General features: G+C 68.7%; 8 protein-coding genes. 6 read left to right on the top strand and 2 right to left on the bottom strand.

Features of this window, described 5'->3' with window-relative positions; translation table 11 throughout:
* Positions 1–20: 20 nt before the first annotated feature.
* From addB to trxA, 3 genes are read left to right on the top strand one after another with little or no spacing between them, the layout of a single operon-like run.
* Positions 21–3020, top strand: coding sequence for a double-strand break repair protein AddB (gene addB, locus ACP7A3_RS01890; RefSeq protein ID WP_426254767.1), 3000 nt, complete (start codon positions 21–23; stop codon positions 3018–3020).
* A complete protein-coding gene (addA, locus tag ACP7A3_RS01885) occupies positions 3007–6429 on the top strand; it encodes a double-strand break repair helicase AddA (RefSeq protein ID WP_426254766.1) in 3423 nt (1140 codons plus the stop codon). The genes addB and addA overlap by 14 nt, the downstream gene beginning before the upstream one ends.
* 59 nt (positions 6430–6488) lie before the next feature.
* Entirely contained in the window at positions 6489–6812 is a 324-nt protein-coding gene (trxA, locus tag ACP7A3_RS01880) for a thioredoxin TrxA (RefSeq protein ID WP_017978679.1), read from the top strand.
* Positions 6813–6956: 144 nt separating this feature from the next.
* Here the strand turns inward: trxA and ACP7A3_RS01875 are convergent, their stop codons facing one another.
* The gene (locus ACP7A3_RS01875) at positions 6957–7760 is read right to left on the bottom strand and encodes an inositol monophosphatase family protein (RefSeq protein WP_426254765.1); all 804 of its coding nucleotides are present in this window, start codon (positions 7758–7760) and stop codon (positions 6957–6959) included.
* Between the two features lies 1 nt (position 7761).
* On the bottom strand, positions 7762–8994 hold the full coding sequence (gene argJ, locus ACP7A3_RS01870; protein WP_426254764.1) for a bifunctional glutamate N-acetyltransferase/amino-acid acetyltransferase ArgJ: 1233 nt from the start codon (positions 8992–8994) through the stop codon (positions 7762–7764).
* A gap of 71 nt (positions 8995–9065) precedes the next feature.
* On the opposite strand from argJ, the gene ACP7A3_RS01865 reads away from it, so the two are divergent.
* The 3 genes from ACP7A3_RS01865 to secA all read left to right on the top strand — a co-directional run bounded on the left by ACP7A3_RS01865 (position 9066) and on the right by secA (position 12873).
* A complete protein-coding gene (locus ACP7A3_RS01865) occupies positions 9066–9704 on the top strand; it encodes an energy transducer TonB (RefSeq protein ID WP_426254763.1) in 639 nt (212 codons plus the stop codon).
* A gap of 58 nt (positions 9705–9762) precedes the next feature.
* Positions 9763–10017: a hypothetical protein gene (locus ACP7A3_RS01860; RefSeq protein WP_426254762.1), complete on the top strand. Its 255-nt coding sequence runs from the start codon at positions 9763–9765 to the stop codon at positions 10015–10017.
* Between the two features lie 105 nt (positions 10018–10122).
* Positions 10123–12873: a preprotein translocase subunit SecA gene (gene secA / locus ACP7A3_RS01855; protein ID WP_426254761.1), complete on the top strand. Its 2751-nt coding sequence runs from the start codon at positions 10123–10125 to the stop codon at positions 12871–12873.
* Positions 12874–13001 lie beyond the last annotated feature (128 nt).

Raw genomic sequence — 13001 nt, 5'->3', positions numbered from 1 at the left:
GCCACCCACACGGTATCCTGATGGGTGACCGGGAGGGGGAGCGGGCCGGAACCGTCGAGCATAAAAAGCGCCCGCAACTCTTCACCATCCCGGCGCACCGCGCGTTCGCCGACACGCTGGTCGCGGGGCTCATGAAGCGGACGGGCGGCGACCCGATGGCGCTGGCGCGCGGCCTGATCCTGCTGCCCAACAACCGTGCCGCCCGCGCGGTATCGGCGGCGTTCGTGCGGGCGAGCGGCAGCGGACTGCTGCTGCCGCGACTGGTGACGCTGGGCAGTCCCGATCTGGGCGAGGCGGTGGGCGCGGCGCTCGACCCGGTGGACGATGCCGATCCGCCGCCACCGGCGATCGCGCCGATGCAGCGGCGCATGATCCTGGCGCGGCTGGTGTTCGAGGAGCGCGCTGCGGCGGGTGCGCCCGTCGATGCTGCGGAGGCGGTGCGGCTGGCGGGCGAACTCTGCCATACGCTCGACCAGTTGCTGGTCGAGGAGGTTGAACCCGAGCGTTTGCGCGATCTCGATCTGGCGCCCGAGCTGACCGATCACTGGCAGCGGGCGCTCTCGACCTTCCGGATCGTTCTGGAACGCTGGCCGGGTGAACTCGCACGACTGGGGCGGATCGACGCGGCGACGCGGCGGCGGATACTGCTCGACCGGTTAGTGACGCGCTGGCAGACGCGGCCGCCCGCGGGCTTCGTCTGTGCGGCCGGCGTGACCGATCCGGCCCCCGCGGTCGCGCGGCTGTTGCGCTGCGTTGCGGAGGCGCCGCAGGGGCTGACGGTGTTCGCCGGGCTCGATCTGCAGATGCCCGAAGCCGAGTGGGATGCGCTCGGACCGCACGCGCCCGATCCGGTGACCGGGCGCATCCGCCGGTCGATCGAGACGCATCCGCAATTCCACCTGAAGCTGATCCTCGACCGCATGGGCGTCGGCCGCGGCGAAGTCGCGCATTGGCCGGGCAGCGCCGGGCCGGACGCGGGTGCGTTGCGCGGGCGCGCGATCGCCAATGCTTTGGCACCGGCCGCCTTCACCGGCAAATGGACCGAGCTGAAGGCCGAGGACCGGCGCCTGACCGGGGTCGCCGCCGTGGAGCTCGCGACGCCGGCGGAAGAGGCGCAGGCGATCGCGCTGGCGCTGCGTGGTGCGATCGAGGAACCAGGCAAGACCGCCGCGCTGGTGACGCCGGATCGTGCGCTCGCTCGCCGGGTCAGCGCGCATTTGCGGCGGTGGCAGATCGAGGCGAACGACACGGCGGGCCGGCCGCTGTCGATCCTGCCGCCGGGCACGCTGCTGCTCGCGCTCGCCGAGGCGGCGGCGCAGCGGTTCGCGCCGCTGGCGCTGCTGGCGCTGCTCAAGCATCCGCTGGTGAAGGTCGACCCCAGTGACCGCGCCCTGCGGGGCGCATGGCTGGACGGCACGCGCACGCTCGATCGCGCGCTGCGGGGCCCGCGGCCGGCGGCGGGGCTCGACGGGATCATGGGGCATCTGCTGGCCAACCGGCGGGATCGGGCGGCGGCGTGGTTCGCCGAGCCAGTCGGCCTGCTGAAACCGATCGAGCTGGTGTGCGATCAGGGGCCGCAGCCGCTATCGGCGCTGCTGGCGGTGCTGCGCGAGACGGCGCAGGCGCTGTGCGGCGACAATCTGTGGTCGGGACCGGCGGGACGGGCCGCGGCGGAGTTCCTCGACGCGCTGGAGGCGGAGGCGGCGGTCGGGCCGCCCCGCGTCGCCCCCGATGGTTTCCCGCCGCTGCTGCGCGGGTTGCTCGACGAGGTGGCGGTGCGGCCGGGATCGGGCGTCGGCCATCCGCGCATCGCCATTTATGGCCCGATCGAGGCGCGGTTGCAGACCGCCGACCTGATGGTGCTGGGCGGGCTGAACGAGGGGGTTTGGCCGGGGCGGCCGGCGCCCGATCCGTGGCTTGCACCGCGTATCCGGGCGGCGCTGGGGCTGGCCGGGCTGGAGCGGAGCGTCGGTATCGCGGCGCACGATTTCGGCCATGCGCTCGGCGCGCCGCGCGCGCTGGTGACGCGGGCGCGGCGCGATGCGGCGTCGCCCGCGCTCGCGTCGCGGCTGTGGCTGCGGTTGCAGGCGATGGCGGGGGATCGCTTCGTTCGAGCCCATGATCTGGAAGGGTGGGCGCTCGCGCTGGACGATCCCGGTGAGCATCGCCCGGTCGTTCGGCCGGAGCCGATGCCGGGACCGGTGCTGCGGCCGAAGGCGATCTCCGTCACCGAGATCGACCGGCTGAAGGCGGACCCTTATGCCTTTTACGCACGCCGGGTGCTGGGGCTGATGCCGCTCGACCCGGTCGATGCCGATCCCAGCGCGGCGTGGCGCGGCACCGCCGTCCACGACATCCTCGAGCAATGGTGGAAGCAGGACGGTTGCGCGCCGGACGCGCTCGTCGCGCGCGCCACCGCGATGCTGGAGGACGAGCGGACGCACCCGATGATGCGCGCCTTGTGGCGACCGCGGTTGATGGAGGCGGTGCGCTGGATCGCCGACACCGTGACGGCGCAGCATGCTGAAGGACGCACGGTCGCCTCCGCGGAAGGCAAGGGCCATGTGACGATCGCCGGCGTCACGTTGTCGGGCCGTTACGACCGCGTCGATCGGCTGGCGGACGGCACGCTCGCGATCGTCGATTACAAGACCGGCAAGCCGCCCTCCGCCGCCGCAGTGCGCGCGGGGTATAGCCTGCAACTCGGGTTGCTCGGCGCGATCGCGGAGCGGGGCGGCTTTCAGGAGGTGAAGGGCAAGGCCGGCGGCTTCGAATATTGGTCGCTTGGCAAGAAGAAGGATCAGTTCGGCTATATCGAGACGCCGGTCGACGCCGAGGGCAAGCGCGACAAGATCGTCACGACCGAATTCACGACGATCGCGGTCAGCAATTTCGTGGACGCTGCCGGCACGTGGCTGACCGGCGATGCGCCGTTCACCGCGAAGCTGGTGCCCGAATATGCGCCTTATGCGGAATATGACCAACTGATGCGCCGGGACGAATGGTATGGCCGGGACTGAGCTGGCGACCCTGCCGCGGCTGAAGGGCGCGCAGGCGGCGGCGAGCGATCCGCACGCGCACGTCTGGCTGTCCGCATCGGCCGGCACCGGCAAGACGCAGGTGCTCGCCGCGCGCGTGTTTCGCCTGCTGCTGCGCGGCACCGATCCGTCGGCGATCCTGTGCCTGACCTTCACGAAGGCGGGCGCGGCCGAAATGGCGCAGCGGATCAACAACCGGCTCGCCGCCTGGGTGCGCATGCCGGCACCGCAATTGTACGCCGATCTGGAAGCGCTGGGCGAGAAGGGCACGCCAGACCTGCAGGCGCGGGCCCGCACGCTGTTCGCAGGCGTGCTCGACGCGCCGGGTGGCGGCCTGCGCATTCAGACGATCCATGGGTTCTGCCAGAGCCTGCTCGCCGCGTTTCCGGTCGAGGCGGGTCTGACCCCCGGCTTTCGACCGCTGGAGGCACGCGAAGAGGCGGTGCTGGCGCGCGAGACGTTGGCGACCCTGCTGACCGATGCCGAGCGCGAGGGGCGCGAACGGCCGATCGAGACGATCGGCGCGCTGTCTCTGCGGCTGGGTGAGGGCGGGGCGGAGAGCTTCCTGCTCGCCTGCGCACGGTCGCTGCACGCGCTGGAGGCGCTGCCGATTGGGATCGGGCCGTGGTTGCGGCGCGCGCTCGACCTGCCGCAGGGGGATATAGGCGAGGCCTTGGCCGAGGGCTGCGACTGTATCGACACCGATCTGGTCGAGCGGCTGGCAGCGGCGAACACCGCCTGGGGTGCGGCGACGGGGGTAGGGCATGCCTACACGCTCAACCGCTGGCTCGCGGCGGCACCGGCGGAGCGGGCCGCGACGCTCGGCGACCTTGCGGGCGTGGTGCTGACGGGGAAGAACGAACCGCGCAAGGCATCGAAGAAGCTGATCGATGCCGAACCCGATTATGCCGAGCTGGCCGCGGCGCTGGGGCAGCATTGTCTCGACCTGCTGTCGCTCACCGCGCGGGCCGCTTATGCCGATTTGCTGGCCGACGCGCTGGAGGTGGGCCGCGACTATGCACGCGCCTATGCCGCGGCGAAGCGGCGGACCGGGGCGGTCGATTTCGACGATCTCATCGGCGTGACGGTGCGGCTGCTCGAACAGCCGGGTATCGGCGAATGGGTGCGCTACAAGCTCGACCAGGGCACCGAGCACGTTCTGATTGACGAGGCGCAGGACACCAACCTCAACCAGTGGCGGATCGTGACCGCGCTGGCGGGCGAGTTTTTCGTCGGGCGCGGTGTGCATGCGCCCTCGACCCGGACGCTGTTCACGGTCGGCGATTTCAAGCAGGCGATCTTCGGCTTCCAGGGCACGGACCCGATCAACTTCCGCTGGGCGGAGGGGCATTTCGCCGGTCGTGCGGCAGAGGTGGAGGGGGCGGACGACTGGCCGGAGGAGGAACGCGGCCTGCCGTTCCAGCGCCTGTCGCTGACGCATTCGTTCCGGTCGACGCGGCCAATCCTGGAATTCGTTGATGCCGCCGTGGCCGCGGCGGGGGAGCCGGGCCTCGGCGCGATCGACGCGATGCAGGCGCATGCCAGCGAGGTGCCCGGCCCGGGTACGGTCGAACTGTGGCCGCCGGTGATCGCAGGCGGCAGCGAAGCGGACGAGGAAGCGTGGATCGACGATGCCGTCCGCGAACAGGCGGTGCGGATCGCACGCGCGGTGCGCGACTGGCTGAACGGCGGCCTGATGCTGGAGAGCAAGGGGCGTGCCCTGCGGCCCGAGGACGTAATGATCCTCGTCAAGCGGCGCGGCGACCTCGCCTCGCTGATCGTCGCGCGTCTGTATGCCGAGGGTGTGCCGGTCGCGGGCGTCGACCGGTTGCGGCTGAACGCGCCGCTGGCGGTGCAGGACCTGCTCGCTGCGGTGCGCTTCGTCTTGCAGCCCGAGGACGACCTGTCGCTCGCCGCGTTGCTCGTGTCGCCGCTGATCGGCTGGACGCAGGACGAGCTGATGCATGCCGCGCCGCGGGAGCATGGCAGCCTGTGGCGCCACGTGACGCAGACGCTGTCGGAGGAGCGCTTGGCGCCGCTGCGCGCAATGCTGTCGCGCGCCGATATCACGACGCCCTACCAGTTTCTCGAGGAGATCCTGTCGGGGCCGCTCGACGGGCGGCGCAAGTTGCTGCGCCGGCTGGGGGCGGAGGCGCGCGATCCGATCGAGGAATTGCTCAACGCCGCGCTGGCGTTCGAGACGACCTCGACGCCGTCGCTGCAGCGCTTCCTCGACTGGTTCGATCGCGGGGATGTCGAGATTGTGCGCGACCCGTCGGCGCCGCTCGACGCCGTGCGCGTGATGACCGCGCACGGCGCAAAGGGATTGCAGTCGCCGCTGGTGATCCTGGCGGACGCGACCGTCGATCCCACCGCCGCGCCGCGTGCGCTGGTGCGCTGGGTGCCGGAACCGGGGGCGCAGCCGATCCCGATCTTCCGGCCCCGGTCGGGCGAGCGTGGCGGGCCGCTGGATGTAGCGATCGGCGAGGTCGAGCGCCGCGAGCTGGAGGAGCATTGGCGCCTGTTCTACGTCGCCGCGACGCGGGCCGAGGAACGGCTGGTGATCGGCGGCGCGCTGGGGCCGCGCGCGCAAGGCGAGCCTCCGGTCGCGAGCTGGTATGCCGCGGCGGCACGCGCGCTGACCGAGCTGGGCGTGCCGGACGAGGGGCCGCGCGTGTTCAGTGGCTCCGATCCCCAGCCGCCCGTCAAGCCGCGCGGCGCTGCGCCGGCACGCTCGCCCGAACGGGTGGTGCTGCCCGATTGGGCACATGTGCCCGCGCCGCCCGAAAGCCGCCCGTCGCGCCCGCTCACCCCGTCCGCACTCGGTGAGGATGAGGTGAGCGATCCGCCGCCCGGCCCCGCGATGCGCGCCGCCGCCGAACGCGGGCGGCTGTTTCACGCGCTGTTCGAACGTCTGCCGCCGGTCGAGCCGCAGCATCGCGCCGGCTGCGCGGATCGCTGGCTCGCCACCGCGGGCGGTGTCGCCGATGCGGCGGAGCGGCAGCGGATCGTCGCGGGCGTGCTCGCAGTCATCGAGAACCCCGCCTTTGCGCCGCTGTTCGGCCCCGACAGCCTTGCCGAGGCGCCGATCGCCGCGACGCTCGCCAACGGCATGGTCGTGTCGGGCACCGTCGACCGTCTGCTGATCGCGCCGGACGCGATTCGCCTCGTCGATTTCAAGACCGGGCGCCGCGTGCCGGATAGCCTCGACGATATCCCGCCCTATCACCTCGATCAGATGGCCGCCTATGTCGCGGCGCTGCGCGTGATCTTCCCCGATCGCACGATCGAGGCGGCGTTGCTCTACACCGGCGGGCCGCGCCTGTTCGAACTGCCCGCCGACACGCTCGCCGCGCACAAGCCGCGCTTTCGCCTTCCGGAGCAAAGCTAGGGGCCTGACGGTTGAGCCGGGCGGCACGCCATCCTAGATGGACAGCAAAGGAGATACCCATGGCTACCAAACAGATCACCGACGCCAGCTTCGACGCCGACGTCCTCAAGGCCGATGGCCCCGTACTCGTCGATTTTTGGGCCGAATGGTGCGGACCGTGCAAGATGATCGGGCCGAGCCTCGAAGAACTGTCGGAAGAGCTGGGCGAGAAGGTGACGATCGCCAAGCTCAACATCGACGACAATCCCGATGCGCCGGGCCGTTATGGCGTGCGCGGCATCCCGACGATGATCCTGTTCAAGGGCGGCGCGCCCGCGGCGACCAAGGTCGGGGCCGAGCCCAAGGGCCGGCTGAAGGCCTGGCTCGAGGGCGAGCTGGCGTAAGTCGGCGAGGGGCGGGCCTGATGGTCCGCCCTTCTTGCTCCTACCGTTCGCCCTGGGCCTGTCGAAGGGCGCGTGCCACGAGCGCGACGCTTGCGGAAAGCTACCCTTCGACCGGCTCACGGCGAGCGGGTTGGTAGGGTGGCCTCAGGCGTCCTCGCGGACCAGCCCCACCGCGCGCTCCCACATCGCCTCGCTCGCCGCGGCGATCATCACGTCGCGGGGATCGCCGATGCGGTAGGGGCTGCCAGTCAATTGACGCACCACACCGCCCGCTTCGGTGAGGAACAGCGCACCGGCGGCATGATCCCATGGCAGCGAGCGCTGGAAGATGGCGGCATCGTCCACCCCCAGCACCAGCCGCGGATATTGCTCCGCCGCACAGCGCGGCATCGGGTGGAGCGTCCAGTCGTCGCCCGCCCGGGCCGCCAAATCGGCCTGCTCCGTACCGTCGAGGAAATAGGTCGGCACGCCCAACACGGGGCGTTCGTCCGTACGGGGACGCGTCGTCACCGCGACATCGTCGATGAACGCGCCGCCGCCTGCGACGGTGTGGCACAGTCGGTCTGCGACGGGATCGAGGATCCAGCCCGCCAGTACCTTGCCGTCCTGGGCGAGCGCGATCATGATCCCGAACGGCGTCTTGCCGCTGGCGTAATTGTTGGTGCCGTCGATCGGATCGACGATCCACACCCGACCGCGGTCGATGCCGTCGAGCAACGTCGCATCCGCCGCCACCGCTTCTTCACCCACCACCCGCGCCGATGCGTCGATCGCGACGAGGCCGGCGGTGAGCGCTTCCTCGCTCAGCCGATCGGCGATCGTCACCATGTCGTCCGCGGCCTTTTCCTCCACCTCGTCGGCGGCAAGGTTGCGGAAGCGCGGCAGGACGATCTCGGCCGCGACGCGCCGCATCAGCTGGACGACGGCATCATGGTGCGGGTGGTGCATGTCAGCTCCTGTAATCGGCGTTGATCGAGATGTAGCCGTGCGTCAGGTCGCAGGTCCAAACCGTGGCGGTGCCATCGCCCAGGCCGATGTCGACCCCGATTTCGATATGCTGGCCCTTGAGGTGCGCGGCGACCGGCGCCTCGTCATAGCCCTCGACCGCAAGGCCGGCCTGCGCCACCTGCGTGTCGCCGAAGCGGATCGACAGACGGTCGCGTTCGGCGGGTTCGCCCGCCTTGCCCACCGCCATCACGACGCGGCCCCAATTGGCGTCTTCGCCCGCGATCGCAGTCTTCACCAGCGGCGAATTGGCGATCGACATGGCGATGCGGTGCGCGGAACGGTCGCTCTCCGCACCCTCGACCGCGATCTCGATCAGCTTGGTTGCGCCCTCGCCATCGCGCACCACCAGCATCGCGAGCTGGTGGCAGAGGTCGGCAAGCGCAGCGGCGAAGGCATCGGCGCCCGCGCTGTCGCTGCTCTCGATCGGCGCATTGCCCGCCGCGCCCGTCGCGAAGGCGAGGACCGTGTCGCTGGTCGACGTATCGCCATCCACCGTGATGCACGAGAAGGTCTTGCCATTCGCCGCTGCCAACGCGCCTTGCAGAAAGCCGGGTGCGACCGCGGCGTCGGTGAAGATGAAGCCGAGCATCGTCGCCATGTCCGGCGCGATCATGCCCGATCCCTTGATGATGCCGACCAGCGTGACGGTCCGGCCATCGACGATTGCGGTCGTCATCGCGCCTTTCGGATAGGTGTCGGTGGTGCCGATCGTCTCCGCCACCGCCAGCCAATCGCACGGGGTCGCGGCGAAGGCGGCGTCGAGGCCCGCTTCTGCCTTGTCGATCGGCAGCGGTACGCCGATGACCCCGGTCGAGGCGACGAACACGTCCGACGGCTGGCAGCCGACGTGCTGCGCGGTGCGCGCCGCGATCGCCTCCACCGCCGCGCGGCCGCGACTGCCGGTGAAGGCGTTGGAGTTGCCGGCATTGACGACCAGCGCACGCGCCTGGCCCAAAGTGAGCGCCTGCCGGCACCATTCGACTTCCGGCGAGGGGCATTTGCTTTGCGTCAGCACGCCCGCCACGCTGGTGCCCTCGGTCAGCGTCACGAAGGTGAGGTCGCAGCGATCCCACGTCTTGTAGCGCGCGCGGGCGACATGCGGCGTGACACCGGCAATGGCAGGCAGGGCGGGGAAAGAAGCGGGGGCTAGCGGCGAACGGGCATGATCTGTCATGTCTCAAGCCTATAGAAGCTCGCGTGGCGGCTTCAACGACGGAACGATGACAGTAGAAAAGGGGAGGGACGATGGTTTCGAAAGCGATGGTGCTGGTAGCATCTCTCACGCTGACCGGCGCGGCTCTGCCGGGCCAAGATAATGCTGCGGCGGGCGCGAAGGCGGAACCGGCAACCAATCCGGCCGACTGGATCGGCTACGCTGATTATCCGCCGGCATCCCTGCGGGCGCGCGAAGCCGGTACGGTCGCCGTTCGGCTCGTCGTCGGTTCGACGGGCCGCGTGACGGCCTGCCAGATCGTGGGTTCGAGCGGGTACGCACGTCTTGATGAGGGCACATGCGCCACTTTGGTCGCTCGCGCGCAATTCGTTCCCGGTCAATCCGGCCGGACATTCGAGCGTCGAATCGTCTGGACGATCCCAGAGGGTGATTCCGCCGTTTCGATCGGCCAGCCCTTCACCCCCACGAAGCCGATCGATGTCGCGACGACCACCATGGAAGATTACGTTGCCGACGTAGCGATCACCGTGGGGTTCGATGGTAGGGTGGAAAGTTGTCGCGTGATCGAGGCAAAGCCGACGTACATGCCCACAGACCCCTGCGCACAGAACCCTCCAGGTACGCCCATGGGCGTCGGGTATGTTCGCGCCGGCAAACCCATCAAGGCGATCATTCATCGCCGAATGACGTCGAGCGTGAGTTTCGAATGAGATGCGACGGACGGATGCGGATGGACGACGGACCGCATCTGCAATAGGGACTGCCCCCGTGAACCTGCTGCTGCTCCTTTCCGCGCTGCTGTCCGCCCTGACCGGCGGTGCCTCTGCGGTGCGTGCGCCGGTGGCGGCGCATGCCGCGGCGGGGATCGTGGCGAGCGTGCAGGCCGAGGTGCGGGCTGCTCGCGCGGCCAGCCGGCCGCAACAGCGGGTGCCGGGCCTGGCCGCGCTGGCCGATCTGGGCGTCACGACCGTGCTCGCGCTGCCCGCGGTCGAGCCTCTTTTTGCGAGCCGCCGGCGCGAATAGCGCGCGCGTGCGTTGCTTCGGCCACGGCCGACCCCATCTTTTCATGCACTCGACGCTGCGCGCCCTTCGTCCGTGCGCGCGCGCATAATCATCAGGAATCAGCCTATGTTCGGCGGCCTTGCCAAGTCCATTTTCGGGTCCTCCAACGATCGTTACGTGAAGTCGCTGGGCAGTATCGTCCATAAAATCGCTGCGTTCGAACCGCAGCTCCACGCGCTGTCCGACGAGAAACTGTCGGGCCAGACCGCCAAGTTCCGCGAGCAGCTGGCGAACGGCACCAAGCTCGACGACCTGTTGCCCGAAGCCTTCGCCACGGTGCGCGAGGCGGCAGTGCGCGTGCTCGGCATGCGTCACTTCGACGTGCAGATGATCGGCGGCATCGTGCTCCACCGCGGCGAGATCGCCGAGATGCGCACGGGTGAAGGCAAGACGCTGGTCGCGACGCTCGCCACCTATCTCAACGCGCTGCCGGGCGATGGTGTCCACGTCATCACCGTCAACGACTATCTTGCCGCGCGCGACGCGGAGTGGATGGGGCAGGTGTATCGTTTCCTCGGCCTGACGGTCGGCGTCATCATCCCGAACCTGACCGACGAGCAGCGCCGCGCCGCCTATAACAGCGACATTACTTACGGCACGAACAACGAGTTCGGCTTCGACTATCTGCGCGACAACATGAAGTACGAGCGCAGCAGCATGGTGCAGCGCGCTTTTGCCATGGCGATCGTCGACGAGGTCGATTCGGTGCTGATCGACGAAGCCCGCACGCCGCTGATCATCTCGGGCCCCACCGACGACAAGTCGGAACTGTACCTGAGCGTCGACGCGATCGTGAAGCAGCTGACCCCCGACGATTACGAGAAGGATGAGAAGCAGAAGACAATCATCCTGACCGAAGACGGCACCGAACGCGCCGAGCGTCTGCTGGAAGCGGCCGGCCTGCTGCAGGGCGCGAACCTGTACGATTTCGAGAACACGCAGGTCGTCCATCACCTCAATCAGTCGCTGCGCGCCAACATGATGTTCAAGGCGGACACCGATTACATCGTCAAGGACGGCAAGGTCGTCATCATCGACGAATTCACCGGCCGCATGATGGACGGGCGCCGCTGGTCGGACGGCCTGCATCAGGCAGTCGAGGCGAAGGAGGGCGTCACGATCGAGCCCGAGAACCAGACGATGGCCTCGATCACCTTCCAGAACTATTTCCGCATGTATCCGAAGCTTGCCGGCATGACCGGCACCGCGGCGACCGAGGCGGCCGAATTCTACGACATCTACAAGATGAACGTCGTGACGATCCCCACCAACGTGCCGGTGCAGCGGATCGACGAGGAAGACGAATTCTACAAGGATACCAACGACAAGTTCCGCGCGATCGCCAAGAAGATCCGCGAACATGCCGCGCTGGGCCAGCCGGTGCTGGTCGGCACCGTGTCGATCGAAAAGTCCGAACTGCTCAGCGAATTCCTGGTGCAGGAAGGCGTCGAGCATAAGGTGCTGAACGCGCGTTACCATGAGATGGAGGCGCATATCGTGGCGCAGGCGGGCCGGAAGGCCGCCGTCACGATCGCAACCAACATGGCCGGCCGCGGCACCGACATCAAACTCGGCGGTAACCTGGAATTCCGCATGCTCGACGAGCATCCTGACCTGGTCGAGGGCACGCCCGAATATGAAACCGAGGCGACGCGCATCCGCGCGGAGATCGAGGTCGAGAAGCAGGAAGTGCTCGCCGCAGGCGGTCTGTTCGTGCTCGGCACCGAGCGTCACGAATCGCGCCGCATCGACAACCAGCTGCGCGGCCGTTCGGGCCGCCAGGGCGATCCTGGCCTGTCGCGCTTCTACCTCAGCCTGGACGACGATCTGCTGCGCATCTTCGGGCCGGACACGCTGTTCGCGCGCATGATGCGCTCGAACATCGAGGACGGCGAGGCAATCGGTAGCAAGTGGCTGTCAAAGGCGATCGAGACCGCGCAGAAGAAGGTCGAGGCGCGCAACTACGACATCCGCAAGCAGGTCGTCGAATATGATGACGTGATGAACGACCAGCGCAAGGTCATCTACGAACAGCGTGCCGACATCATGGATGCCGATGCGGTGGGCGACGTCGTCACCGACATGCGTGCCGAGACGGTCAACGTCATCGTCGGCGGTGCGTGCCCGCCCAACAGCTATCCCGAGCAATGGGATATCGAGGGCATGAAGGCGGGTCTGGTCGATGTGCTCAACCTCGACCTGCCGATCGACGACTGGCTGAAGGAAGAGGCGATCGACCCCGAGATCGTCGAAGAGCGCGTGCAGGAAGCGGCCGACGCCGCCATCGCCGCCAAGTCGGCGGAGCTGGAGCCGGAGACGTGGACGCAGGTCGAAAAGTCGATCCTGCTCCAGAACCTGGACCATCACTGGAAGGAGCATCTGGCGACGCTCGACGCGCTGCGCCAGGTCGTTCACCTGCGCGCCTATGCGCAGAAGACGCCGATCAACGAGTATAAGCAGGAGGCATTCAGCCTGTTCCAGCGCATGCTCGACGCGATTCGCGAGGACGTGACGAAGACGATCGCGCACGCGCAATTCCAGCTGCAGCCGCGGCCGACCGACCTGCCCGAACTGCCGGATTTCATCACCACGCATTTCGACCCGTTCACGGGCGAGGACGATTCGAACGACATCGATGCGGGCACGATGGGGCGCATCACCGCGCAAATCCCGCCGATGCAGATGATGCAGCCGGATGTGCCGACCGAGTTGGGCGACAATCCGGAGCTGTGGGACGGCCGCGTGAACCGCAACGCGCCGTGCCCGTGCGGTTCGGGACGCAAGTACAAGCACTGCCACGGCGCGGTGACGGTGTAAGGGGCGCCCTCCCACACATCCTCCGTCACTCCGGACCTGGTCCGGGGTCCACTCTGCGGCGAGGAGAGGTCTATGCACCTCCAGCGCTGCCCTGGCAGCCCGGTGGATCCCGGAACACGTCCGGAGTG

The sequence above is a fragment of the Sphingomonas sp. DC5200-1 genome (genome assembly GCF_049897245.1).
GTDB lineage: Bacteria > Pseudomonadota > Alphaproteobacteria > Sphingomonadales > Sphingomonadaceae > Sphingomonas > Sphingomonas aquatilis.
Note: the sequence above shows the minus strand (reverse complement) of the source record. Positions and strands in the feature narration are given on the sequence as shown.